At 61.8% G+C, this 25,677-nt stretch carries 20 protein-coding genes; 7 read left to right on the forward strand and 13 right to left on the reverse strand.

Annotated elements, in window-relative coordinates; all coding sequences use genetic code 11:
• The first annotated feature begins 120 nt into the window (after positions 1–120).
• Both EOB49_RS12600 and EOB49_RS12605 read left to right on the forward strand, forming a co-directional pair.
• On the forward strand, positions 121–942 hold the full coding sequence (locus tag EOB49_RS12600; protein WP_023812065.1) for an SDR family oxidoreductase: 822 nt from the start codon (positions 121–123) through the stop codon (positions 940–942).
• A gap of 78 nt (positions 943–1,020) precedes the next feature.
• Complete coding sequence (locus EOB49_RS12605) at positions 1,021–1,995, forward strand: alpha/beta fold hydrolase (protein ID WP_127381187.1); 975 nt, start codon at positions 1,021–1,023, stop codon at positions 1,993–1,995.
• A gap of 102 nt (positions 1,996–2,097) precedes the next feature.
• Here EOB49_RS12605 and EOB49_RS12610 read toward each other — a convergent pair whose 3' ends face one another.
• Positions 2,098–3,519: a DEAD/DEAH box helicase gene (locus EOB49_RS12610; protein WP_127381188.1), complete on the reverse strand. Its 1,422-nt coding sequence runs from the start codon at positions 3,517–3,519 to the stop codon at positions 2,098–2,100.
• A gap of 408 nt (positions 3,520–3,927) precedes the next feature.
• Here EOB49_RS12610 and EOB49_RS12615 point away from each other — a divergent pair, with 408 nt between their 5' ends.
• Together EOB49_RS12615 and EOB49_RS12620 are read left to right on the forward strand one after the other, a co-directional pair.
• Positions 3,928–5,460, forward strand: coding sequence for an acyl-CoA carboxylase subunit beta (locus EOB49_RS12615; protein WP_127381189.1), 1,533 nt, complete (start codon positions 3,928–3,930; stop codon positions 5,458–5,460).
• A gap of 7 nt (positions 5,461–5,467) precedes the next feature.
• Positions 5,468–6,538, forward strand: coding sequence for a M48 family metallopeptidase (locus EOB49_RS12620; RefSeq protein ID WP_127381190.1), 1,071 nt, complete (start codon positions 5,468–5,470; stop codon positions 6,536–6,538).
• Positions 6,539–6,570: 32 nt separating this feature from the next.
• Here the strand turns inward: EOB49_RS12620 and EOB49_RS12625 are convergent, their stop codons facing one another.
• Both EOB49_RS12625 and EOB49_RS12630 read right to left on the reverse strand, forming a co-directional pair.
• Positions 6,571–8,574: a hypothetical protein gene (locus EOB49_RS12625; RefSeq protein WP_127381191.1), complete on the reverse strand. Its 2,004-nt coding sequence runs from the start codon at positions 8,572–8,574 to the stop codon at positions 6,571–6,573.
• Positions 8,571–10,115 (reverse strand): NAD(P)H-hydrate dehydratase, encoded by a 1,545-nt coding sequence (locus tag EOB49_RS12630; RefSeq protein WP_127381192.1) that lies wholly within the window; start codon positions 10,113–10,115, stop codon positions 8,571–8,573. Before EOB49_RS12630 ends, EOB49_RS12625 begins: the two co-directional genes overlap by 4 nt.
• A 358-nt stretch (positions 10,116–10,473) precedes the next feature.
• On the opposite strand from EOB49_RS12630, the gene EOB49_RS12635 reads away from it, so the two are divergent.
• Positions 10,474–10,812: a P-II family nitrogen regulator gene (locus EOB49_RS12635; RefSeq protein ID WP_006205430.1), complete on the forward strand. Its 339-nt coding sequence runs from the start codon at positions 10,474–10,476 to the stop codon at positions 10,810–10,812.
• A 65-nt stretch (positions 10,813–10,877) separates the two neighbouring features.
• Complete coding sequence (gene glnA, locus EOB49_RS12640) at positions 10,878–12,287, forward strand: type I glutamate--ammonia ligase (protein WP_027038720.1); 1,410 nt, start codon at positions 10,878–10,880, stop codon at positions 12,285–12,287.
• A gap of 742 nt (positions 12,288–13,029) precedes the next feature.
• On the opposite strand, the gene EOB49_RS12650 is transcribed toward glnA, so the two are convergent.
• Complete coding sequence (locus tag EOB49_RS12650; protein ID WP_127260164.1) at positions 13,030–14,070, reverse strand: glutamine synthetase beta-grasp domain-containing protein; 1,041 nt, start codon at positions 14,068–14,070, stop codon at positions 13,030–13,032.
• Between the two features lie 316 nt (positions 14,071–14,386).
• Between EOB49_RS12650 and EOB49_RS12655 the strand changes: the two genes are divergently transcribed.
• The gene (locus EOB49_RS12655; protein WP_127321606.1) at positions 14,387–14,584 is read left to right on the forward strand and encodes a DUF2735 domain-containing protein; all 198 of its coding nucleotides are present in this window, start codon (positions 14,387–14,389) and stop codon (positions 14,582–14,584) included.
• 96 nt (positions 14,585–14,680) lie between these two features.
• Here EOB49_RS12655 and EOB49_RS12660 read toward each other — a convergent pair whose 3' ends face one another.
• The 9 genes from EOB49_RS12660 to EOB49_RS12700 form a co-directional block, all read right to left on the reverse strand.
• A complete protein-coding gene (locus EOB49_RS12660; RefSeq protein ID WP_127381193.1) occupies positions 14,681–16,570 on the reverse strand; it encodes an MFS transporter in 1,890 nt (629 codons plus the stop codon).
• A gap of 190 nt (positions 16,571–16,760) precedes the next feature.
• Positions 16,761–17,552 carry an ATP12 family chaperone protein gene (locus EOB49_RS12665; RefSeq protein ID WP_127321608.1) on the reverse strand — a complete coding sequence of 264 codons (792 nt, stop codon included), beginning with the start codon at positions 17,550–17,552 and terminating at the stop codon, positions 16,761–16,763.
• A gap of 12 nt (positions 17,553–17,564) precedes the next feature.
• The gene (locus EOB49_RS12670) at positions 17,565–18,437 is read right to left on the reverse strand and encodes a DMT family transporter (protein ID WP_164748929.1); all 873 of its coding nucleotides are present in this window, start codon (positions 18,435–18,437) and stop codon (positions 17,565–17,567) included.
• Between the two features lie 47 nt (positions 18,438–18,484).
• Positions 18,485–19,465 carry an RluA family pseudouridine synthase gene (locus EOB49_RS12675; RefSeq protein ID WP_127271590.1) on the reverse strand — a complete coding sequence of 327 codons (981 nt, stop codon included), beginning with the start codon at positions 19,463–19,465 and terminating at the stop codon, positions 18,485–18,487.
• A gap of 62 nt (positions 19,466–19,527) precedes the next feature.
• Positions 19,528–19,902, reverse strand: a complete 375-nt coding sequence (crcB, locus tag EOB49_RS12680) for a fluoride efflux transporter CrcB (RefSeq protein ID WP_127321610.1) — start codon at positions 19,900–19,902, stop codon at positions 19,528–19,530.
• A 71-nt stretch (positions 19,903–19,973) separates the two neighbouring features.
• Positions 19,974–21,632 (reverse strand): hypothetical protein, encoded by a 1,659-nt coding sequence (locus EOB49_RS12685; RefSeq protein WP_127381194.1) that lies wholly within the window; start codon positions 21,630–21,632, stop codon positions 19,974–19,976.
• Positions 21,633–21,792: 160 nt separating this feature from the next.
• Positions 21,793–22,623, reverse strand: a complete 831-nt coding sequence (locus EOB49_RS12690; protein WP_127381195.1) for an aspartyl/asparaginyl beta-hydroxylase domain-containing protein — start codon at positions 22,621–22,623, stop codon at positions 21,793–21,795.
• Between the two features lie 171 nt (positions 22,624–22,794).
• A complete protein-coding gene (locus tag EOB49_RS12695) occupies positions 22,795–24,102 on the reverse strand; it encodes a replication-associated recombination protein A (RefSeq protein ID WP_127381196.1) in 1,308 nt (435 codons plus the stop codon).
• Positions 24,103–24,150: 48 nt separating this feature from the next.
• Positions 24,151–25,638 (reverse strand): DegQ family serine endoprotease, encoded by a 1,488-nt coding sequence (locus EOB49_RS12700; protein WP_127381197.1) that lies wholly within the window; start codon positions 25,636–25,638, stop codon positions 24,151–24,153.
• Between the last annotated feature and the right edge of the window lie 39 nt (positions 25,639–25,677).

Here is a 25,677-nt window from a genome sequence, read left to right on the forward strand (position 1 = left end):
AAGTGTGAAACGGTTTTCCGTCCGGAATTGCGTAGAAACAAGGAGATAGAGCAGTTCGCCGTTTCCGTGAAACGGTGAACCGCTCTAGAGCAAAGCACCAACAAGTCGACAGGGCGCAGCATGACACTCTACCGGGCTAACCCGAAGCACGGCGTCGCCTGGATCACGGGCGGCTCAAGCGGCATCGGCCGTGCACTGGCCAGGGATCTTGCTTCCCAGGGCTATGCCGTCGCGGTGACGGCGCTTGACGACGATCCGATCGACACGCTTGTCGTCGAGACCGCGCAGATGCCGGGCAGTGTCACGGCCTTTCCCTGCGATGTCACCGACGAGCCGCGCATGGCGAGAACCGTCGCCGCGATCGAGAAGGAGCTCGGTCCCATCGTGCTCGCCATCTTCAATGCAGGAAACTACATTTCGACGCCGGGGGAGAATCTTGTCGTCAACGACTTTCGCCGGTCCTTCGAGGTCAATTATTTCGGCATCATCAACGGCCTCGTGCCCGCGGTCGAACGCATGCGTGTGCGGGCGCGCGGCCATGTCGTGCTGGTCGGCTCGGTGACATCCTATTTCGGCTGGCCGACAACGGCCGCCTATGGCGGCACCAAGGCGGCGATCAACATCCTGGCCGAGTCGCTGAAGTATGATTTCGACAAGATGAACGTGCGTATCCAGGTGTTCAATCCCGGCTTCATCGACACCCCGCTGACCGAGAAGAACATGCTGCCCATGCCGGGACTGATGCCGGTCAGCCGCGCATCGCGCCGCATGGCGCGGGGCATCAAGTCGGGCGGCTTCGAAGTCCATTTCCCGCGCCGGACCAGCTGGCCCCTGAAACTGCTCGGCCTGCTGCCGAGACCGCTGTGCAGAGGGTTTATCAGCCTGATGACCAGTTGGAAGGCGCGGCCGCTGCATTACGACCGCAAGCCCCCGATCGAATAGGACGCCGGCGAAATTGGCAGGCTCACCGTTTCGGGCCGCCGTCGCCATGGTTGAGACAAGTGCTACGTGGAGTCTGCGATGGGGCGACGGATCGTGCTTGCTGTGCTGGGCCTTATCGCCATTCTCGCACTGGCCTTCGTGCTCGGCCCGCGCGTTCGCGCCGACACCACGATCCGTTTCGATCCCTCGCTCATCGCTGACGATCCGCAGGCCTATGTGGCAAAGGCGGAAGCCGCCATCCCCGGAATCCGTGACGGGCTGGAAAAAGAGATCGTCTGGGCCGATCCGATGGTGCATGCCAGGACGCCGCTGTCGATCGTCTACATCCACGGCTTTTCCGCATCCAAGGGTGAGGTCCGCCCGCTGCCCGACGAAGTGGCGGAACAGCTTGATGCCAATCTCTTCTACACCCGGCTCACCGGTCACGGGCAGGATGGCGCGGCGATGACGCAAGGCAGCATCAACGCCTGGATCAACGACTATGAGGAAGCGCTCGCCATCGGCCGGGCGATCGGCGACAAGGTGATCGTCATCTCGACGTCGACCGGCGGCTCGCTGGCGGTCTGGGCGGCAACGCAGCCCGGTGCATCGGACGAGGTGGCGGCGATTGCGTTCATCTCGCCGAACTTCGGCGTCAAGGCTTCGGGCGCCGAGATCCTGACCATGCCGTGGGGCAAACAAATTGCCAGGCTGGTCGCCGGCAAGGAACACAGCTTCGTGCCACGCAACGCGCTGAATGAAAAATTCTGGACCACCCGCTATCCGATCGAAGCAACCTTGCCGATGCAGGCGCTGACCGAGCTTGCCTATGGCGCGCCGGTGGAGAAGGCGACCATCCCTGCTTTGTTCATCTTTTCTGATTCGGACAAAGTAGTGCGGGCCGACCGCACCCGCGAGATTGCCGGGCGCTGGGGCGCGCCGCATGAACTGGTTCCGGTCGATGACACCGGCGACCCGGACAATCACGTCATTGCCGGCGACGCGCTGTCGCCATCGACCACGGCGTTTCTGGCGCAAAGGATCGCCGTCTGGATCGAAGCGGTGGTGAAGTAGGCAAACGGAAAGGGCGACCGAAGCATCGCTTCAGCCGCCCTTTCCTTGGTCTGTCCCGGCAATCAGCCAGGCTAAGCCTGACTGACTACAACGCGATCTGGCTTACGCAGCCCGCGCCGCCGGACGCTTACCGCCGAAGCGGCGCTTGTTGTTGCCCTTGAAGGCCGGCTTGGCGCCTTCCGGCTTGCGCTCGCCTGCGAAGGCAGGCTTGTCGCCGAAGCGCTTCTTGCCAAAGCCGTTGCCCTTGTTCTCGCCACCGGGCCGCCTGCCGTCGCGACGGCCATTGCGGTCGTTGCGATCATTGGCCGGCTCGAAACGCTCGTTCTTTTCAGCCGGATTGCGCAGCGGATCGGGGCTGCCGAGATGGTCGGCAACGATCGGCAGCTTGGTGCGGATGATGCGCTCGACCTGGCGCAGCTTGCTGTTCTCGGAAGGATCGCAAAGCGTGATCGCGATGCCGTCCATGCCGTTGCGGCCGGTACGTCCGATGCGGTGGACGTAGCTCTCGGCTTCATCAGGCAGGTCGAAATTCACGACATGGCTGATGCCGGGGACGTCGATGCCGCGCGCCGCAATGTCGGTCGCCACCAGAATGCGCACCGAGCCGTCGCGGAAATCGTTCAGCGCTTTCTGGCGGGCGTTCTGCGACTTGTTGCCGTGGATGACGGCGGCCTTGAAGCCGTCACGCTCGAGGTCCTTGGTCACCCTGTCGGCACCATGCTTGGTGCGCGAGAAGATGATGACGGACCTCATCGCCTCGTCGGCGAGCATCGTCGACAGAACCTGGCGCTTCTGCTTGGTGCGGGCAAAGACGACGCCCTGCACGATCTCGGCCGCCGCCGTGCTTTGCGGCGCGACTTCGACGCGGATCGGGTTCTTCAGCAGGCCCTTGGCCAGTTCGGCGATTTCATTGGGCATGGTCGCCGAGAACAGCACCGTCTGACGGTCGGGCGCCGTCGCCTTGGCGATGCGCTTGACGTCGTTGATGAAGCCCATGTCGAGCATGCGGTCGCCTTCGTCCAGCACCAGCCATTTGGTGTCGGCAAGCACGAGGTCGCCCTCACGCACAAGGTCGGTCAACCGGCCGGGCGTGGCGATCAGGATGTCGACACCGGGAGCAACCTTCTTCACCTGGCTGAAGCGGGACACGCCGCCGAGCACGAGCGCGGTCGAGACATGCGCGCCCTTGGCGAGGATCTTGATCGTGTCTTCGATCTGCACGGCGAGTTCGCGCGTCGGCGCCAGGATAAGCGCACGCGCCGTCTTCGGCCGGCGCTTGGTGCCAAGCGCAATGATCTTCGACAAGATCGGCAGCGCGAAGGCTGCGGTCTTGCCGGAGCCGGTCTGGGCGATGCCGAAAATGTCACGGCCTTCCATCTGAGGGGGGATCGCCTGTGCCTGGATCGGCTTCGGCTCGGCGAAGCCGGCGTTGTGGGTGGCCTTGAGCAGCGCGCCCGTAATACCCAGTGCCGCGAAACCGGTGAGTTCCGCAGTGCTACCGGGCAAAGTGTTTTCGTTGGTCAAAATAATCTTCTTTCACGCGGCTTCTGGCCGCAAACATCGATGGCGGCAGGGCGCAACCTGCCGTCGAAAAATCTGTGATGAACGACAAGGCGGGCGGACGTATTCGTCCACTCGGCTGCGCTGTCGTGCCCGCAGGCATCATGCCACGGGGCTTTTTCGCCGCTTTGTGATTTACCGGAAAAAGGGCCGATATACCGGAAAGAGGGAAAACAGACGCAACCAGTCTCATTCGTCGAGAAGGCCGGATTCGTTCCCGGCCCAAGCGCCTATGGGCTGCATATGGCTGAGTTCGCCGCCAAATGCAAGGGGCGTCATGCTGCAGCGCAACAAAACCCGTGGCGCAAGCGGCGCTTGCGCTCGCTTGCCGGCACGATTACCACGAAATGCCACTGGCTTGGGAGGTAATCGATGAAAGACGTTCTCAAGGAACTCGAGCGCCGCCGCGAGATTGCCCGCATGGGCGGCGGCCAGGCTCGCATCGATGCCCAGCACAAGAAGGGCAAGCTCACCGCGCGCGAACGCATCGAGGTGTTTCTCGACGAGGGCTCGTTCGAGGAATTCGACATGTATGTCGAGCACCGCTCGACCGACTTCGGCATGGAGAACACCAAGATCGCCGGCGACGGCGTCGTCACCGGCTGGGGCACCGTCAACGGCCGCCCGGTCTACCTCTTCGCCAAGGACTTTACCGTATTCGGCGGCTCGCTGTCGGAAGCGCATGCCGAGAAGGTCATCAAGGTGCAGGAGATGGCGCTGCGCAACCGGGCGCCGATCATCGGCCTCTACGACGCCGGCGGCGCGCGCATCCAGGAAGGCGTGGCAGCACTCGGCGGCTATGCCGAGATTTTTCAGCGCAACGTGCTGGCCTCAGGCGTCATTCCGCAGATTTCCGTCATCATGGGACCGTGCGCCGGCGGCGACGTCTATTCGCCTGCCATGACCGACTTCATCTTCATGGTGCGCGACACTTCCTACATGTTCGTCACCGGACCGGATGTGGTGAAGACCGTGACCAACGAGACGGTGACCGCCGAGAGCCTCGGCGGCGCTTCCGTCCATACGACGAAATCGTCGATCGCCGACGGAGCCTATGACAATGACGTCGAGGCGCTGCTGCAGATGCGCCGGCTGGTCGACCTGCTGCCGGCTTCCAACACATCGGAGCTTCCCGAGATCGAATGCTACCAGTCGGTCACCGACCATGATTTGTCGCTCGACCGGCTGATTCCCGACAACGCCAACAAGCCCTACGATATCAAGGAACTGATCATGAAAGTTGCCGACGAAGGCGACTTCTTCGAGATCCAGCAGAACTTCGCCAAGAACATCGTCACCGGGTTCGGGCGCGTCGAGGGCCGCACCGTCGGCTTCGTCGCCAACCAGCCGATGGTACTGGCCGGCGTGCTCGATTCCGACGCCAGCCGCAAGGCGGCGCGCTTCGTGCGCTTCTGCGACTGTTTTTCGATCCCGATCGTCACCTTCGTCGATGTCCCCGGCTTCCTGCCCGGCACGGCGCAGGAATATGGCGGCCTGATCAAGCATGGCGCGAAACTCCTGTTCGCTTATGCCGAGGCCACCGTGCCGAAGATAACCGTCATCACCCGCAAAGCCTATGGAGGCGCCTATGACGTGATGGCGTCGAAACATCTGCGCGGCGACATGAACTATGCCTGGCCGACCGCGCAGATCGCGGTGATGGGCGCAAGGGGCGCGGTCGAGATCATCTACCGCAAGGACAACGGTGACGCCGAAAAGATCGCAGCCCACACAAAGGCTTACGAGGATCGCTTCCTGTCGCCCTTCGTCGCCGCCGAGCGCGGCTATGTCGACGAGGTGATCATGCCGCACTCGACCCGCCGCCGCATCGCGCGCGCGCTGCGCATGCTGCGCAACAAGGATATGCAGAACCCCTGGAAGAAGCACGACAACATCCCGCTGTGAGGCATCGATGTCGCGCTTGGTCCTCTATATGGGAACGCGCTTTGGCAGGTTCGCCATCCTGCTTTTCGCTCTCCCGCTTTTCTGCCCGGTGCTTCTGTGGCTGTTGTTGCTTGACCGGCATCCGCTCATGGTAATTGCAGGTGGTGTCATCGCCATACCGGCCGCGATGCTGGCTTTTGTGCTGTTGATCGGGGCACTGTTTGCCGGCTTTCGCCCCAGCCCGGTGCAAGGCATCTCTCAGGATTCGGCTCCCCAGCTATGGGCCGTGTGGGAAAGCATCGCTGGCAAACATCGCGCCAGCCGAACCACGATCGTTCTGAGCGACAGCCTCAACGCCAGCATAGGGGAAGAGCGTCCATTTCTCGGTCTGCTCGGCCGTCGGGCGGTCTTGACCGTAGGCATTCCATTGATCGCGGTGACCGACGACAAAGCATTCGCCACGATTCTGGCTCACGAAGACGCACATTTGAAAAACAAGGATACGAACGGCGGGCTCAATCTCGCCGAACTCGACAAAAGTTTTGATTTGGTCTTCGACTACGCTCCCCCAGGAAAAACCGTTTCCGGAAGCCTGTTCTACTTGCTGCTGGGTCCGCTCTCTCAATCACTGGAACGCGAAGAGATACGATTGTCGCGACGAGCGGAAATCGATGCCGATCGCCATGCGGCAAGGTCAGGCGATTCTCACGAAGCAGCGCGCGCGCTGCTCTTGATCGCCGCTGCCGATGCATTTTTCAATGACAGGGTTTACACTCCTCTCAAGCGTGAACTGCTTGGCACGATGGTCCCGCCTCGTCCGCCGCTTGATCGGGTTCTGATGGCTTCCAATGAGCTATCGAACCGCCCCATCCTGCAAGAATATGCCCAAAGGGCCTGGGATGCCCCAGATGACGAAAACGCGGACCATCCACCATGGTCGGAACGTCTGGCTGCGCTTGGATACAACTCGGCTCCCACAATAGAACCGGTTTCGATTTCTGCCCTGTCGAGCCTGCTGAGCAGTGAAATTGTTGCGGAGCGGGTCCATCATTTCGATAGCGAGTGGACGTCGAAAATCGCCACCTATCTGGATCGGTAGGTGCCGCCCGGAATTGCTGCCAAAGCTGTAGCTCACTCCTCTTCCGCCGCACTAAACCCCGCTCCCATGGTGGCTCGCACGGGGCTGCCCCATGGCGTTGCGTGGTTGTCGATGCGCATCTGGAAGATAAAGTAAGTCGGCGAGCAGAAGCCGATGCCTTTCACCTTGCCGATGCCCGGCGTGTCAGGCGGCAGCGACTGGCACATATAGTCCTCGCGGCAGAAATGATCGGCCGAACACGCCGGCCGGTTGCCGCGATTGACGGCGCCGCCAAGGCATTGGTCGAAATTGTTGGTGGCCACGCAGATATCGAATTTCTTGCCTCCGACCAGCCCGCAGATCTCGTTCGGCATCGGCTTGCCGGCTTTGAAGGCCGCGAAGGCACGGTCCTTGTCGTCGCAGCCGCGATAGGCGATGCCTCCAGGCACGCCGATCTTCGGCGGACGGCAGGTGTAGGCGGTGCGCGACGCGGCAGGCGCGAAGGCCGCGAATTGGCCCGATTTGCTGTAGCGGTCGTTGAAAGGCTGCGCCGCGTTGCTGGCGATCGAGCCGGTCAGGCAGGGATGCCCGGAAAACATTGTTTCGCTGTCCTTGGGCAGCAGGCATTGCGCCAATTTCGTGTGCACGCCCGAAGCCGTGGCCAGCGGCGTGCAGACGGTGCCGCCGTCGCATTGCCAGGTCGCGCCGAACCGCGCGGCATCTTCCGGCATCAGGCACGGCATGGCCATCTCCGCCGGCGCGTAATCGACCGCATCGGCGTTCGTCCAGACCGCCGGCGGCGCAAAGGAGAGCGGACGGAAGCGGTTCGGCTGCTTGCCTTCGGCCGTGGCGGCGAGCCACGCCTGGCGCCGCGGGATCTCGGCATGAAGATGCGGCGAAATCCCGACCTCGATGCGGTTCAGCGGCGATGTTGTCTTGTCGTCTAGCCCGATGAAATGGAAACCGGCGGTCGAACCGGCCTGATGGCAACCCTGGCAGGCGCCATTGTCCAGCCGCTCGACCAGCGCTTCCGGCGTGCGCAGCAGTTTCAACGCGGAATAATCGAGCGATGCGAATTCCTTGGGCTGGAATAATTGCGTAAACGGATGATTGGCCTGCCGCGCGCTGCCGAAGGTCGACCATGATATGATCTTTCTGGCCAGGAACTCGTCGGGGATTTCATAGACGCCTTCGTCGACCGCCGGCAGATTGGCGCCGACATAGGCGGCAAGCCGTGCTTTCAGCGCCGCGTCCTGCGAGAGCCGTGCGGTGTCGGGCGTGTTCTCCAGCGGCTTCTCGCTGATAGCAGCGCCATAGATGCCGAATACCCGCATGAGATAGGCCGCCTGCCCGCCGAACTCGGTTTCCTGGCCGGACGGGAAGCGAACCACCTGCGCGTTGAGCTCCAGCTGCTTGAAGGTCAGCCCGGCCTTCTCCAGCGGCCCGCCGGTCAGCCAGCCGGCATCGACGCTCTCGTCAAGCTGTGGCGCCCAGCGTCCGGCAGTGCCGACGCAGCCGCCATCGGCATCGGGCGCGGCGCTGTAGACGGCATTGAAGTTGAAAGGCAGGCGCGATGCCAGCAGCTTGCCGTTCTTGCGAAAACTGTAGGCCAGGCGGTAGATGAAGCGCACCTCGCCGCAGCTCCTGTCGCCTTGCAGCGGCATGAAATCGCGACGGTCGAGCCGGTTGACGACGCCGACCAGACGGAAGCGCGCGGCGTCGGTCTTCAGCCAGCGCACATCCATGATGCGGCCGACATTGCCGTCTGTCACCTCGTAGAGCGGCCGCCCGCCGGCCTTCATCTCGGCGCGGAGCGCCGCAACATCGGAGGCAACGATGTCAACGATGGCGTGATAGGCGGGGGCCTCGCCGTAAAGCGTCTTTAGACCGTCCTCGCCGTCAACCCCCAAAACATCGGCGAAGCCGAAACCCCCGGCATCGAGCGCGGCGAGCACCGCCGGATTGTCGACGACGGTTACAGGGCCTTCGGCGCGCGCCGTCGACGCCACGAAGGCGATAAAGAAAGTGGCAAGCAAAAGAGCAAAGGGACGGCTCATGGAGCGGCCGTGCGCGCGTCGAAGAGTTCACGCAACACCGGCAGCAGCGCCAGCGGCAGATCCTCGGCGATCAGGCCGGGTCCGAACCGGCTGCCGGCTTCAGCGTGTAGCCACACCGCTGCGCAGGTGCCCTCGAAGGGCGGCATGCCTTGTGCGAGCAGACCGGCGATGATACCCGACAGCACGTCGCCTGACCCGGCTGTGGCCAGCCACGGCGCACCATTGGAATTGATGGCTGCCTTGCCATCAGGCGCAGCTATGACCGTGTCGGCGCCCTTGTAGACGATCGTTGCGTTGGCCCGCGCGGCAGCCGCTCGCGCCTTATCCAACTTCGACATGGTTTTGTCTCCGGCCACATCTGGGAACATGCGGCCGAATTCACCCTCGTGCGGCGTTATCACCAACACTGGAGCGTTTGGCTGACGGGCGGCTTCGAACAGCGCCTGCGGCTGATGGGCCAGAGAGGTGATGGCATCGGCATCAAGCACGATCGCTCCTCCGTGGTTTGCAGTTTGCGATGCGCGTGCACCCTCCGCCAAGGTCTTGATCAGTTGCAGGGCGAAATCGCCGACCTTGGGCTTTGGCCCGAGCCCCGGTCCAAACACCAGCGCCTCGGGATGGCGCGCCGTCAGAAATTCCTGCACCTCCTCGAGTGACCCCGCCTCTCGCAGCATGATCGAGGTGAGGTGTATCGCGTTCACCTGCATGGCATTGCCAGGCGACAGCACGGTGACCGCCCCTGCCCCGCTTCTCGCGGCGGCCATCGCCGACAGCCGCGCCGCGCCGGTAGCACTGGGACCGCCGGAAAAGACGCCGACATGGCCGCGCTTGTATTTATGCGCGTCCACCGCCGGCACCGGAAATTCCCGCAACCACAGGTCCGGCACATTTTCGAAGGTCGAGACGGCGAGTTGGGCGATGATGCCGTCACCGATGCCAATATCGGCGAGCACGATCTCACCGCATTGCCCGCGCCCCGGCAGCAGCAATTGGCCGGGCTTTTTCCGCGCGAAGGTGACGGTGACCTCGGCGCGAAACGCCCTGCTCAATATTTCGCCGCTGGCTCCCGAGACGCCCGACGGCAGGTCGATCGCGACCACAGGCAGGCGCAGGGCTGTCACGGTATCGACAGCTTTCGCGGCATCGCCGGACAGCGGCTTGGACAGCCCTGCCCCATAGAGCCCGTCGATCACGATCGAGCCGAATTCGGCGTCGAAATCAGACAGCGGCCGGGACTTGACCAGGGATTCCGCGGCGGCGAGCGCCGCATCGCTTTCCGGCCTCGGCGCTCCGGATGACCAGATCGTTGTGCCGACGCCGCTGCCGGCCAGGAGGCGTGCGACGACATAGCCATCGCCGCCATTGTTGCCGGGCCCGCAGAGCACATGGATGTGCTTTGCCGAGGGATAGCGCTTGAGCACCTCGGCCGCGACCGCTTCGCCCGCGCGCCGCATCAGGCTGATTCCATCGGCCGGACCGGCCGCGATCGACAGCCGATCAGCCTCGCTCATTTCGGCCGGGGAAAGAAGTTCGTTGCTCATGGATTGCCGATCCGCATGCTATCGCGCATTGTCCAATTTCGATCCTAAGCAAACAAGGGGGAGTTGCCGAGATCTGCAGCCATAACGTCGGCACGAAGGCATCGCGGGCAGAAAATTGCCTGCGGGATAGGCGATATGCCTGATTTTTGTGCGGACGCGGGTGCTGGCGCTGTGTAGGCTTTGGCAGCCCATGCCGCTTCCGGTGCAGCGAATGACGCGAATTTGCATCCCGGTGCGGCGCGGCTTTGAAATCTTATGAGACCGCTTCGAATCCGCTGAATTGGCACAGTTCGTGCTTGATGGAGGCGCAAGCGGGGGGTCACAACCCGTTTTTTTGGCAGTGGAGGCCACTTTTTACATGAAAAAGATCGAAGCGATCATCAAGCCATTCAAGCTGGACGAAGTGAAGGAAGCGCTTCAGGAGGCCGGACTGCAAGGCATAACCGTCACCGAGGCAAAGGGCTTCGGTCGTCAGAAGGGCCATACCGAACTCTACCGCGGCGCCGAATATGTCGTCGATTTCCTGCCCAAGGTGAAGATCGAGGTCGTGCTTGGCGACGACGCGGTCGAAGGCGCCATCGAGGCCATCCGCAAGGCGGCCCAGACGGGCCGCATCGGTGACGGCAAGATCTTCGTCTCCAACATCGAGGAAGTCGTGCGGATACGCACCGGCGAAACGGGCATGGACGCGGTCTGAACCGACCGCCCCATCCTCCTGAAAACGTCATCATCAAAAAAAGTCATCACACAGGGATACACGACATGACGACAGCCAAAGACATCATGAAGCAGATCAAGGACAACGACGTGAAATTCGTCGACCTGCGCTTCACAGACCCGAAGGGCAAGCTGCAACACGTGACGATGGATGTCATCGAGGTCGAGGAAGACATGTTCGCCGATGGCGTGATGTTCGACGGCTCGTCGATTGCCGGCTGGAAGGCCATCAACGAGTCCGACATGGTGCTGATGCCCGACCCGGAAACGGTTCACATGGATCCGTTCTTCGCCCAGTCGACCATGGTCATCCTGTGCGACATCCTCGATCCGGTTTCGGGTGAATCCTACAACCGCGATCCGCGCGGCACGGCCAAGAAGGCCGAGGCTTACATGAAGGCCGAAGGCATCGGCGACACCATCTATGTCGGCCCGGAAGCCGAATTTTTCGTCTTCGACGACGTGAAGTACAAGGCCGATCCCTACAACACCGGTTTCAAGCTCGACTCCACGGAACTGCCGTCGAACGACGACACCGACTACGAGACCGGCAATCTCGGCCACCGTCCGCGCGTCAAGGGAGGCTACTTCCCGGTGCCGCCGATCGACAGCGCGCAGGACATGCGCTCGGAAATGCTGACCGTGCTCGCCGAGATGGGCGTGCGCGTCGAAAAGCATCACCATGAGGTGGCGGCGGCGCAGCACGAACTCGGCATCAAGTTCGACGCACTGGTACGCAACGCCGACAAGATGCTGATCTACAAATATGTCGTGCACCAGGTCGCCAATGCCTACGGCAAGACGGCGACCTTCATGCCGAAGCCGATCTTCGGCGACAACGGCTCGGGCATGCACGTCCACATGTCGATCTGGAAGAACGGCAAGCCGACCTTCGCCGGCAATGAATATGCCGGTCTGTCGGAAAGCTGCCTGTTCTTCATCGGCGGCGTCATCAAGCATGCCAAGGCGATCAACGCCTTCACCAACCCGCTGACCAATTCCTACAAGCGCCTGGTGCCGGGTTACGAAGCGCCGGTTCTGCTCGCCTATTCGGCGCGCAACCGCTCGGCGTCCTGCCGTATCCCGTTCGGCTCGTCGCCGAAGGCCAAGCGCGTCGAGGTCCGCTTCCCCGATCCGGGCGCGAACCCCTACCTCGCTTTCTCCGCGCTGCTGATGGCCGGCCTCGACGGTATCAAGAACAAGATCCATCCCGGCCAGCCGATGGACAAGGATCTCTACGACCTGCCGCCGAAGGAACTGAAGAAGATCCCGACCGTCTGCGGCTCGCTACGCGAAGCCCTGCAAAGCCTCGACAAGGACCGCGGCTTCCTGAAAGCCGGCGGCGTCTTCGACGACGACCAGATCGACAGCTACATCGAGCTGAAGATGGCCGAAGTGATGCGCTTCGAAATGACCCCGCATCCGGTCGAATACGATATGTATTACTCTGTCTGAGCCTTCAATCTCAGACTAAGATACGCCATAACAACCAAGCCCTTGAAAGACTTCCCTCTTTCAAGGGCTTTTTGCTGCGCTCCAATAGGAATTGCCAGCCGACCGGCATGTCTCGCCTGCGCGGCAGCCACGCATGGACAGCCATATTGGTCTTTCGTCTTCGACGATCATACGATGCCTGGATTCTGGACCCACGGTCCATCGGAGCGGCCGGCCTGAGCGCGTCGGTCCGGTGACTTCAATCACTACTCGGCGATGTCCGGTGAAGATCAAGGCGGCCGGTCGGTCGCCAACGTTGGAGCCAGGAGCGAGCGGAGCACTGTCTCAGGCTACAGTGACCGCTCGTCCGGCGCCCACGCCAATGCCGCCGTTCAGAAAACCCCGCCCATCCGAACAGCATTGCGTGACGTAACCCCAAGGCCTGCGAATACGCATGCCGTAGCGTGATCTGTCAACGCTGCAAGCCGGGCCGCGAATGACCGATTCTGCTGTATGAACAGATGCTTATGGAAGGTCCATTGCCCCAGATAAGGGCTGGAAAAGGCGCTTTTCCGGGCTTTATAGGGAGTGATCGCCGGAGGCTCACATGGCTGCGGCCAGAACTTCCGGGCGATTTGCGACCGCGTGAATTCCCTGACTTTTTCTGGGTATGTTTTACCAGGAATGCCGTCAGCCGGGTAACGGCCAAAAAAGAACCCCGGCGCGAAACGCCGGGGTCATCTTGTCATGCAGTCCGAAACGCTTACGCGGCGGCCGAAACCTGAGCGCTTGCCGGAACCGAGGCGATCGTCTTCAGGATCTGCGAGGCGATCTGGTAGGGGTCGCCCTGCGAGTTCGGACGGCGGTCTTCCAGATAACCCTTGTAGTCGCTCTTGATGAAGGAATGCGGCACGCGGATCGAGGCGCCACGGTCGGCAATGCCATAGCTGAACCGGTTCCACGGCGCGGTCTCGTGCTTGCCGGTCAAACGCTTGTCGTTGTCCGGGCCGTAGACGGCGATGTGATCCATCAGGTTCTTGTCGAAGGCCGCCATCAGCGCTTCGAAATAGGCCTTGCCGCCGACTTCGCGCATATAGGCGGTCGAGAAATTGGCGTGCATGCCCGAGCCGTTCCAGTCGGTGTCGCCGAGCGGCTTGCAATGGTATTCAATGTCGATGCCGTACTTCTCGGTCAGGCGCTGCATCAAATAGCGGGCCATCCACATCTGGTCGGCGGCTTTCTTGGAGCCCTTGCCGAAAATCTGGAATTCCCACTGGCCCTTGGCCACTTCGGCGTTGATGCCTTCGTGGTTGATGCCGGCGGCGAGGCAGAGGTCGAGATGCTCCTCGACGATCTGGCGCGCAACGGAGCCGACATTGGAATAGCCGACGCCGGTGTAGTACGGACCCTGGGGTGCGGGATAGCCGCTCTCGGGGAAGCCGAGCGGCCGGCCGTCCTTGTAGAAGAAATATTCCTGCTCGAAGCCGAACCAGGCGCCCTCGTCATCGAGGATGGTGGCGCGCTTGTTGGAGGCATGCGGCGTGACGCCATCGGGCATCATGACTTCGCACATGACCAGCACGCCGTTGGTACGGGCGGGATCCGGATAGACCGCAACCGGCTTCAGCACGCAATCGGAGCTGTGGCCTTCGGCCTGCTGGGTCGAGGAACCATCGAAGCCCCACAGCGGCAACTGCTCGAGATCAGGGAATTCGGCGAATTCCTTGATCTGCGTCTTGCCGCGAAGGTTGGGGACCGGGGTATATCCATCGAGCCAGATATACTCGAGCTTGTATTTCGTCATTCTAGCCTCTCGTTGCTTGATCACCGAACACTGAACGGCGTCGACATGCGTCTGCCGTCAGCAGCCGGCCTGCCGCATCCTTGAAACGCAATTCGTGTGCCATTCTTGGTGTGGAGGGTGCGGCAAAATTGACCCGGCATTCACTCGAAGTCGGTGAGCCGCCTAAGCGATGCGCTCGGATCAATCACAGTCGTTCTTTGCACAAATAGTATGCAATTACTGATCTTTTCATAGGCATATTGCCTAACTTGATTGCAGACCTTATCTTCGGATCAAGTTGAATCGAGAAGGTTCGGCAGAAGAAAGGAACCCGGCAATGGAAATCATTTCCACACGACCGTCGGCCAAGATTTTGATGTTCCCGGCGGCAGCGCGCGCCGCTGCCTCAAATTTGAGCGGCAAGGCTAAGTTTGCGGCAGAGATTGCCTCGCTGCGTGGTGCCCGCGCAGACTTCGGCGACGGCTGGTACCATGAGGCAGCCATCGAGGATGAGACCCGGGGCCGCAAGAGCTGACACAAAGCGCAGCAGCCCTCGCCAACGAATTGGCCTGAAAAGAGAAAGCCCGGCGCGATTGCTCGCGCCGGGCTTTCTTTTGAACACCGGGCCTGCCTACTCCTTGGCGTGCAGGTCGGTGCCGAGCGTATCCTTGACGAAGATCATGCCGATGACCAGCGTTATCGCCGCGATCACCACCGGATACCAAAGGCCATAGTAGATGTCGCCCTTGTAGGCGCTGAGCGCGAACACGGTTGCCGGCAGCAGGCCGCCGAACCAGCCATTGCCGATGTGATAGGGCAACGACATGCCGGTGTAGCGAATGCGGGTCGGGAACATCTCGACCAGGATCGCCGCGATCGGCCCGTAGACCATGGTCACGAACAGCACCAGGATGAACAGGATGCCGATCGTCATTGGCCAGTTCACTGCTGCAGGATCGGCGAACATGGCGAACGCGCCACCACCCGGAATGTTGTAGACGGTGACTTCGGGTGCGCCCGCCGCCTCGTCGGTGGTCAGCAGCTTGTCCTTGACTGCCTGGTCGATCGGCACCGTCGCCTTCTCACCGGCACGGATGGCAGCGGCGTCCAGCTTCAGTTCCGGGTTGGCGGCAACAAACGCATCGAGCTTCTGGTCCGCAACCTTGGCTGCCGCGCGCTTCAGCGGATAGCCGCCGTCCTGCAGCGACATGTTGACGGCCTTGATGAAGGCGGCTTCCTTGGCCTTGGCCTGATCGCCGGCGGCGATGGCGTCATAGGACTCGACCGTCTCGTTGCCGATCTTGACAGATGCGGGTGTGCCGGCGGCGGCCGTCGACACGACGTCATAGGGAACCGAGTTCTTGGTCAGGAACGAGGTCGCGATATCGCAGGATGTCGTGAACTTCGCGGTACCCACCGGATTGAACTGGAACTTGCAATCTCCAGGTGCGGCCGTCACCGTCGCCCGCGTGTTCTGCTGGGCTGTGGCAAGCGCCGGATTGGCAGCCCTGGTCAGTGCCTTGAACAGCGGGAAGGTGCATACAATCGCTAAGGCAAGGCCCGCCATGATGATCGGCTTGCGGCCGATCTTGTCGGAGAGCCAGCCGAAGACGACGAAGAAGATCGAGCCTACTGCCAGGGCGATCGCGATCATGATGTTGACCGACTGCGCGTCGACCTTGAGCACGTTGGTCAGGAAGAACAGCGCGTAGAACTGGCCATTGTACCAGACCACGGCCTGACCGGCGGTGAGGCCTAGCAGCGCCAGCAGTGCGATCTTGGCGTTCTTCCATTGGCCGAAGGCTTCCGTCAGCGGCGCCTTGGAGCCCTTGCCCTCATCCTTCATGCGCTGGAAGGTCGGCGATTCGGAAAGCGAAAGCCGGATCCAGATCGAGATGCCTAGCAGCAGGAAGGATACGAGGAACGGAATACGCCAGCCCCAGGCAGCATAGTTTTCCTTGCTCAATGAAGCCTGTACGATCAGGATCACAACCAGCGACAGGAACAGGCCCAGCGTCGCCGTGGTCTGGATCCACGAGGTATAGTAGCCGCGCCGGTTGTCCGGCGCATGTTCGGCGACGTAAGTGGCCGCGCCGCCATATTCGCCACCCAGTGCCAGGCCCTGCAGCATGCGCAGGATGATCAGGATCACCGGAGCGGCGATGCCCAAGGTCGCATAGCCAGGCAGCAAGCCGACCAGGAAGGTCGACAGGCCCATGATCGTCATGGTGACGAGGAAGGTATATTTACGGCCGACAAGATCGCCGATGCGGCCGAACAGCAATGCGCCGAACGGGCGCACCAGGAAGCCGGCAGCGAAAGCCAGCAGCGCGAAGATATTGCGGGTCGCTTCCGGGATGGCTGGACTGAAAAAGGTCGAACCAATGAACACTGCCAGCGAGCCGTAGAGATAGAAATCATACCATTCGAAAACGGTGCCGAGCGAGGAAGCGAAGATGACTTTCTTCTCCTCCCGCGTCATGGCGCGGCTTGCTCCGCCGGCGGTCGATGCTATTGCCATTTCGTTATCCTCCCGTGAGACCCGTTCTCGATGCTGCGCGACACCGTCCGCGTTCTCCTCCGAGCACGGACTCAACGACAGCCATTCGGGAAAAATGACAGAAAGCGCCCGCCAAAGGCAGCGCGTCTTTGGGATTATGACTTTGGTATTAGGTGCGCTGCGGGATGAAACCGGGCGAGTTGGGAAACCCTTAGCCCTTGAGCGCTTCCAGCAGGCCGACAGCAGCCATCATGTCGTGCTTGCGAGCCGCGCGGCGGGCAACGGCTTCGGCGTCCTGCCCCCAATGCTCGATCTGCCAGTCCTCGTCGACATGAGCCGCGGCCCATGCAGCCTCAGCGTCGATCTCGCCGAAATCGACAGCCAGCGCAAGCAGCGCCGAACCTGTGAGCGACGTCATCACATGGATGGCGGCGAGACGCAGCGGCTCTGTTCGCTGGGCAAGATGGCTGCCCAGCACCGCGATGGTCTCACGCGGCTGCTCGACATGGATGATCCCCTCGGCGAGATTGAAGCGCACCCCAAGTGTTCCCCTCGCCCAGTCTATCACCGAGTCCCAATGCTGGTTCTGCCGCTCCACCAGCCCTTGCGGCGCGTCGGCGCGGTAACAGAGCAGATCGGACGAGGCGAAGCGCAGAATGTCTTCCAGCACCGCCTGCGGGTCGCTGGCGACGCCATCGATGGCGGTGTTCACAAGCCGCATCACCGGCATGGTCACCGGATTGATGGTCTCGCTTTGGGTGGCGAACTCGTCGGCGACGAGCGCGGCTGCCGCCTCGGTAGGCACTGCCAGCAGCGCCTTGCCCGGCGTGCGCACCGGCTTGCCGTCGAGATGCACGGCAAAGCCGCCTTCGACCGGCGCGACCGAGACGATCTTGTAGAAGCGCTTCGGCAGAGACGTCTTCATCTGGATTTGGGCGCGGCGCACCGGATCCGGATCCGAAAGATATTTGCCCGCTTCAAGGTCGTTGAGGATGTCACGCATAGAAGGTCTCTCTTACACCGGCGTCAGCTTGCGCACTGGCCGGTTGACGATGATCAGGCCGGCGGCAATCAGGCCAAGTGCCAGGAAAATGCGCATGGTCAGCGGCTCATTCAAGAACATGGCGCCGCACAGCACGCCGAAAACCGGCGACAGGAAAGTGAAACTGGACAGGCCTGACGCCGGATAGCGCCGCAACAGCCAGAACCACAGCACATAGGTGAAGGCGACGATGTAGACAGCCTGGAAGAGCAGCGCCAAGGTCGGCAGCACGGTCGGGTCGCGAACGGGCGGGCCGGCGAGAGGCAGCACCAATATGCCGACGATCGCTGCCCCGGCGAGTTGGTAAAGCAGAAGCTTCTCGGCGCTCGCCTCGACCAGCTTCGACCGCTTGATGAGGATGTTGGTCAAAGCCCAGAAGAATCCGGAGCCGAGGCTCAGCAGATCGCCGAACAGCATGTCTCCGCCGCCGCCAAGCTTGTCGGAAAACACCGCGACAAGGCCGGCAAAGGCCAGCAGCAGGCCAAGGAATTTCCTCAATGTGATCTGCTCACCGAGCAGGAAATGGCCGCCGAGCAGCATCCAGAACGGCATCGTGTTGACCAGCAGCGTGTTGCGGGCAACGGTCGTATGCTCCAGGCCGACATAAAGGCAAAGGAACTCGATGCCGAAAAGCGCGCCAACCACGATGCCGGCGAGCAAGGTCCCGTCGCGCGTGAAAAGCGCGATGCCGCGCCACCGGCACCAGGCAAAGACACATAGGCCGCCGATGATCGAGCGCGCGATCGACAGGAAGACCGGGTCATAGCCGGCGTAGGAGATCTTGGCGGCGACGTAATTCAACCCCCAGGAAAAGGTCAGCCCGACCATGATGGCGGCGGCGGCCATGTCGACCGTGTCGCGCCGGTCGAGCGCGTCATTGGCGCCGCTCACGATCAGTCCTCCGCGCTGGCGTCGTCGAAGCCGATCAGGTTCCAGCTCTGGCGCATGTGCGGCGGCATTGGCGCGGTGACATCGATGACGCCCTTGTCGGGATGCGGAATGATGATGCGGCGGGCGTGCAGATGCAGGCGGTTTTGAATGCCCCCTGGAAAGTCCCAGTTGGTGTCGGCCTCGAAATATTTCGGATCGCCCAGGATCGGGCAGCCGATGTAGGCGGCGTGGACACGAAGCTGGTGGGTGCGGCCCGTATAGGGCTCCATTTCAAGCCAGGTCATCGTCTGCGCAGCCTGCTCGATGATGCGGTAGTAGGAGACGGCGTGATCGGCGCCCTTTTCGCCATGCGCGGCGACACGCACGCGGTCACCGTCCGGCGTCGGCTCCTTGATCAGCCAGGTCGAGATCTTGTCCTCGCGCTTGGGCGGCACGCCCTTGACCAGCGCCCAATAGGTCTTCTTGGTCTCGCGGGCGCGAAACGCTTCCGAGAGCTTCATGGCGGCCAGCCGGGTGCGGGCGACGACCAGAACACCCGAAGTGTCGCGGTCGAGCCTGTGAACCAGTCTGGGCTTCTCGCCCTTCTGGCTGCGCCAGGCCTCCAGCATGTCGTCGACATTGCGGGTGACGCCCGAGCCGCCCTGCACCGCAAGGCCCGCCGGCTTGTTGAAGACGAAAACCTTGGGATCTTCATGGATCAGCATTTTCGACAGGACATCGGCATCGCCCTGGTTGCGGATCGAGTGGCCGGTCAGTGCACTCTCGCCCTTCTTGTCGACCTCGAGCGGTGGGACGCGAACCATCTGGCCGGGCTCGACACGGGTGTCGGCCTTGACCCGGCCGCCATCGACGCGGATCTGGCCGGAGCGCAGAAGCTTCTGCAAATGGCCGAAACCAAGGCCCGGGAAATGGGTCTTGAACCAGCGGTCGAGCCGCATGCCCGCCTCGCCGGCCTCCACCGTGATCTGTTCAACGCCTGCCATGTTTTTTGTCGCTTATCCGTTTCCCGAGCGAAGCTCGGCCTGTTCTTGGCGCGGCAATAGCACTAAGGCAGGCTTCTTGCGAGCCAAAGTCCCAGAAACAGGGCGATAATGGCGCCAATGACGCTGGCAAGGGCATAAGCCAGTGCAGGCAGCGTGGCTCCCCGCTCCCACAGCGTCGCGAAATCAAGCGAAAAGGCTGAGAAGGTGGTGAAGCCGCCGAGAATGCCGGTAGCAACGAACAGCCTGACCTCGTTCGATCCGCCACGGCGCATCATGGAGGCGATGAACAGCCCCATGGCAAAGGAGCCTATGATGTTGATGGCCATCGTGCCCCAGGGGTAGCTGGGGCCGACAAAACGCAGCGCGCCGATGTTGGTAAGGTGACGAATTCCGGCGCCGATGCCGCCACCGACGACGACGAGAAGCAGATTGAACATGACCGTTTACTGCCCTCGCACGGCTGCCCCGTCAATCCCTCGTTGCGGGCGCAACCGCACGCAGATCGAGCTCACCACTCAGGCGTTGCCCATCCCGGATATTTTTTCCTGAACTCGTTATAGAGGTCATCGACCTCCGTTTTGCCGATAGGGCGCACCTGTTCGTAGAGGTAGCCCTTGACGTCGCCGGACAGCTGGTAAGCCGCTATGCGCCTGTATGCTGCGCCAATGCCTTTGCCCTCGACGATGTATTGGTCCGGTATCGAGACACAGAGCTGCGCGCCCTGCTGCAGATGGATAACGGGCGGGTCGGTCACGACAACGTATTTGGACTTCAACGCCGCCGGTCTGAATCGATCGCGACTATCGACCTGACAAGCCCACTCGATGCGAGGGTAAAGGTCCTTGTCCATTTCATACAGCAATGAATCGCTCATGATCCCGCTGGATGCAAACACCGACAACCGGTCCCCAGGTCCCATCTTTCCAAGAAGGTCATCGATAAGGCGCCTGTATTCTGGAAGATTGTCGAGGTGCAGCGGGAGCGTGGCTTCCCTGGCAAAGACGTAGCTGATCGGCGACAGAACCTGGCGGCCAGTCGGGAAAAAAGTACCGAAAAACGCCAGCCCGGCGGCAACGGCTATCGCGGCGTTCGACCATCGCGATCTCAGTGCCGGCATCGAAACGATCGCAACGATTGCCTGGGCGTAGGCAGGAAAGAGCCAAAGAAATACCGGCACCGAATGATGGCGATCCGGGTCCTGCATGCGGGTGAAGAGGACGAAGGTGAGTGCCGAAGCAACGGCACAGAACAGGGAAAATCTGTTTTGGCGTATAATGGAGATGTAAAGGCCAAATACGATCAACAGCCAGTTCACATAGCTGAGCCGGGATCCCACCTGGACAATCTGCGAAACGAAGTCCGTCTTGTATCCGCTGTAAAGATCGCCATAGCTGGTTCCCAGTATCTTGAAGATCAAGGGTTGCTGGAAGGTCAGCGCGGCTCCGACAACCACGAGGATCGCACACAGGCCTCCGACGGCGGCATTGCGGAGTGCCGGAAAGTCCCGATCTTTGGCAACCTGCAGAAAACAGAAGAAGGCTGCGGAAATTCCGAGCCCGATGACAGGATAGGCGTGCCAGCGGCGCAGCACGAACGCCAACCACAGGCATACGCCGACACGTATTCCGCTGATCACCGGTTCATGGGTCAGGAACCTCGATTTCCAGAGAAAATAGGTTGCCGCGCAAAGCGCGAGACAGCCGGCAATGTCAGGCAACCCACGGAGCGTCGCCGCCCAGAACGGCGTGTAGAGAAAGGCCGCAATCCATACGGTGAGCCAGCTTCGGCATGAAGACGTCCCGGTCGCCGCCTCCAGATAGCTAATTCTGCCGATGAGAAGAGCGGTCGGGACCAGATAAACAGCAACTATTCCGGCGATATAGGAAAACCTCGAATCGCCAAAAATGATGTGAAACGGCATCAGCGGCACCAGGATCGCCGCACTGTAGTCATCCGTGGCGATCGAGGTCCTCAAATGGCTGAGCCACTCGAGAGGGCTCTGAATCAAGAGCGTGCCTTGCCGGCTGAACGTGTCGAAATAGGCAGCGAAGTCCCAGTAATAGACAGGCTGCTCAAGCCCTACATAGGTGAGAGCAAGAGCAACTCCCAGCAGAGCGGTGCACACATATGTCGTTGCCCAAAATCCGAGAGATCTGTTCTTCGTCACTTGAAGCCGCCAGAAGGAGAAGAGGCAGAACTGTCAAAGTCAGCCCGGGGCCGCCGTTCATGCAGCCAGGAGCCGTTCCGGCGCATGAGCGGCCACAAGGATGGCCAAGTCTCACACGCAGAGCACCCAAATGCCGCCGGCAGCGCCGATTTTCTAAAGTTCAGGTCGTCCCGGCATTCTTCGGCTTGGTCGAACCGATCATCTTCCAGTTCTTGTAGAACATGGAATTGATGCGCTCGACGCTGACCGAGACGATTGAGAGCATGCCCGCGATCAGTCTGGGAACCGGAGACGGCCGGATGATGTCCACGAACACGCAGTAGCGGCGTCCGTCATACTCGTTGACCGAGCGGTGCAGCAGCGTGTCGTCGAAGATGAACAGCGGATTGTCGTACCAATAATTCTTGACGTTGCCGCACTCGACGAAAATCTCCGACTTAACCGGGATCAGATTGTAGAGGATGCGCAGGCTGAGCCGCAGCGGGCCGAAATGCCAGGACGTGGATTCGCGCTTGCTGAAGACGGAAACGGCTATGGTCTTGATGTACTTGAAATCCTTGTTGAACTCGACGACGTTGTCGATCCTGTGCTTGCCGTACCACTGGTAGACATACATGCCGCGCCGGCCGGCGCCGAAATTGGCGTCGATATCGGCAATGATCTCATCCTTGCGCGCCTTGAAGATGTCCAGGACCTCGTTGACCTCGCGCTGATAGTCGTCGGGAAACTGCTCCAGCTTCCAGACGCCCGGATTTCTGTAGCACAAGAGGTCGACCAGCAGATTGAACGGCGAAAGCAGCCAGGTGAACAGGCCGTTGCCGAGAAAATAGCCTGAGAACAGCGACAGATCCTTGCGGTCGTTGCGCAGCACGTCGATCAGGCCGCAGATGATGAAGATCGTCGTCAGGATGGGAATGAAATAGAAGCCAAGGGCGAGAAGCGGGATGGCAATGGCGAATTTGCGAAGGGACTTGCGAAGGGTTTTTGTCATTTTTCCACGCGCGGAGCGCGATCCTGTTGCGAATGAAGTGCCCAAATCACGGCAACGACCACCGCCCGGTCGTGCGCCTTGATAAGGTTTTTTGGGGTATCACACAACGGCCCTGCTATCGCGGCCGGCTGGCTGTCTGGCGGATCTGGTCAACGGCCTCACGCAAGCCTGCTACTCCCGCTCCTTGCGCAGCTTCGCCCAATAGTCGAGCCGCTTCCTGATGTCGCGCTCGAAGCCGCGCTCGGGCGGATCATAGAAGGTCTGGCGGCCCATCTTCTCGGGAAAATAATCCTGCCCCGAAAAGGCATCCGGCTCGTCATGGTCGTAACGATAGCCGGCGCCGTAATCCTCCTCTTTCATCAGCTTTGTCGGCGCGTTGAGGATGTGCTTGGGCGGCAGCAGCGAGCCGTGTTCCTTCGCGGCCCGCGTGGCAGCCTTGAAAGCATTGTAGACGGCGTTGGATTTGGGCGCGGTGGCGAGATAGACGGTGGCCTCGGCAAAAGCCAGCTCGCCCTCGGGCGAGCCGAGATAGTCGTAGGCATCCTTGGCGGCATTGGCGACGACAAGCGCTTGCGGGTCGGCAAGGCCGATGTCTTCCATGGCCATGCGCACCAGCCGGCGGCCTAGATAGAGCGGATCCTCGCCGGCATCGAACATGCGTGCGAGATAGTAGAGAGCCGCGTCAGGGTCTGAACCGCGTACCGATTTGTGCAGCGCCGAGATCAGATTGTAATGGCCGTCCTGGCCCTTGTCGTAGATCGGCGCGCGGCGCTGGACGATGCGCTGCAGTCCCTCGGGATCGAAGACCTCGCCGGGTTTGGCTGCCCGCCAGACTTCTTCCGCGAGCGTCAGCGAGGCCCGGCCGTCGCCATCGCTCATGCGGATGAGCATGGTCCGCGCCTCGTCGTCGAGCGGCAGCGCCCTGCCCTCGGTCTCCTCCGCCCGCACCATCAGCTTGGAGATGCTCTTCTCGCCAAGCGAATGGAAGACCAGAACGCGCGCGCGTGACAACAAAGCGGCATTCAGTTCGAAGGACGGGTTTTCGGTCGTGGCGCCAACCAGCACGACTGTCCCGTCCTCCATGACCGGGAGAAAGCTGTCTTGCTGGGCACGGTTGAAGCGATGGATCTCGTCGACGAACAGCAAGGTCTGGCGGCCATTGGTGCGGCGCAATTTGGCCGCTTCGAACACCTTTTTCAGGTCGGCGACGCCGGAAAAGACAGCCGATATCTGCTCGAAGGCCAGGCTGGTTTCGCCGGCAAGCAGGCGCGCCACGGTGGTCTTGCCGGTGCCGGGCGGCCCCCAGAAGATCATCGAGCCGAGCGAGCCGGAACCGATCAACCGGGTCAGCGCGCCGTCAGGGCCGGTCAGATGCTCCTGGCCGACGACCTCGCCAAGGTTTCTCGGCCGCAGCCTGTCGGCCAGCGGCCGCCCAGGCGGGGTCTTTTCCGGTTCATCGACGCTGAACAGATCGGCCATGCACTTCTTTTTCGTTGGAGCATGAGCCCGAATGCACGGAACCCAGCCCTAATAACGCAACACCTGACGCATTATCTGCCCGCCACGCTCGACGGTAAAGCGCCACCAGCGCGTATCCGTCCTGGCCGCCAACTCCAGGGTCGCCGCGGTATCGATGGTGGTGCCGTTCACCTCGCGCACGATGTCGCCCGGCTGGAAGCCGAAATCGGCGGCCGGAGAATCGCGGTTGATGTCGATCACGGTGACGCCCTTGATGTCCGTGCGCAGGCCAAGCCGCTGCGCGAGCCGGGGCGACAGCTCCGCGACCTTGGCGCCCGAAAACGGGCTGCGGCCATGCAGCGTCACCTCGGCAGCTTTCATGCCTTCCGGAGCACGCTCCAGCGCGATATCCATCGCCGCCTGCTGGCCCTTGGTCAAAACCGCGAAATTGGCGGTGGTGCCGATCGACAGCGTCGCCATCCGGTAGTCCAGCGCTTCGATGCTCTCGACCGGCTTGCCGTTGAGTTGCAGCACCACGTCGCCGGGCTTGAGTCCTGCCTTGCCGGCCGGACCGCTCGCTTCGACCGACGAGACCAGCGCACCGGTCGGCTTCTCCATGCCGAGCGATTCGGCGATCTGCGGCGTCACCGCTTCGAACTCGGCGCCGATATAGGGCCGCTCGAAGAAGTCGAGCCCGGCCTTGGCCGCGTCGGCAAAAGCGCGGACCATATTCGAGGGAATGGCGAAGCCGATGCCGATCGAACCGCCGCTGCGGCTATAGATTGCGGTGTTGATGCCGACCAGCTGGCCGCCCATGTTGATCAGCGCGCCGCCGGAATTGCCAGGATTGATGGCGGCGTCGGTCTGGATGAAGAAGCTGGAATCGGAGACGCCGATATGGCTGCGGGCCAGTGCCGAGACGATGCCGCTGGTGGTGGTTTGGCCGACGCCGAAGGGGTTGCCGATGGCCAGCAGCAGGTCGCCGACCTCAAGCGCGTCGGAATCGCCGATGGCGATAACCGGAAACGGCTTGTCCGAGGTGATCTTGAGCACGGCGAGGTCGAGTGTCTCGTCCTTGAGCAGCACCTTACTGTCGAACTCGCGTCCGTCCGCCGTCGCCACCTTGACCCGGTCGGCATCCTTGATGACGTGGTAATTGGTGACCACGACGCCGGTCGGATCGACCAGCACGCCGGAGCCGAGCGAAGACTGCGCACGCGGCTGCGAGCGGCCGAAGAATTCCTCGAAGAACGGATCGCCGTCGAAAGGCGACGTGACCTTGGCCGTCTGCGAGGCATAGACGTTGACCACGGCCGGGGCTGTCTGCTTGACCAGCGGCGCAAACGACAATTGCACCTCCTCGCGGCCGAAGGGTACGCGCTTGTCGGGACCAGCCGTGGCGTTTTCGCCTTCCACGCCATGCAGCAGGTCGGTCAGCACATCGGACAGGCCGGGATCGGTCTTCGTCTCCTCGGCCAATGCCTGCCTGACCACCGGTGCGGCCGCAAACGCCATGATGGCGAAAAGCAGAACAAAGGGCAGTCTTCTGGCGCGCATTCGCGAATCCTCCAAGGCAAGTTCGGGGGCATTGTCCCG

Origin of the sequence: Mesorhizobium sp. M7A.F.Ca.MR.148.00.0.0 (assembly GCF_003997735.1) — a bacterium.
Classification (GTDB): Bacteria; Pseudomonadota; Alphaproteobacteria; order Rhizobiales; family Rhizobiaceae; genus Mesorhizobium.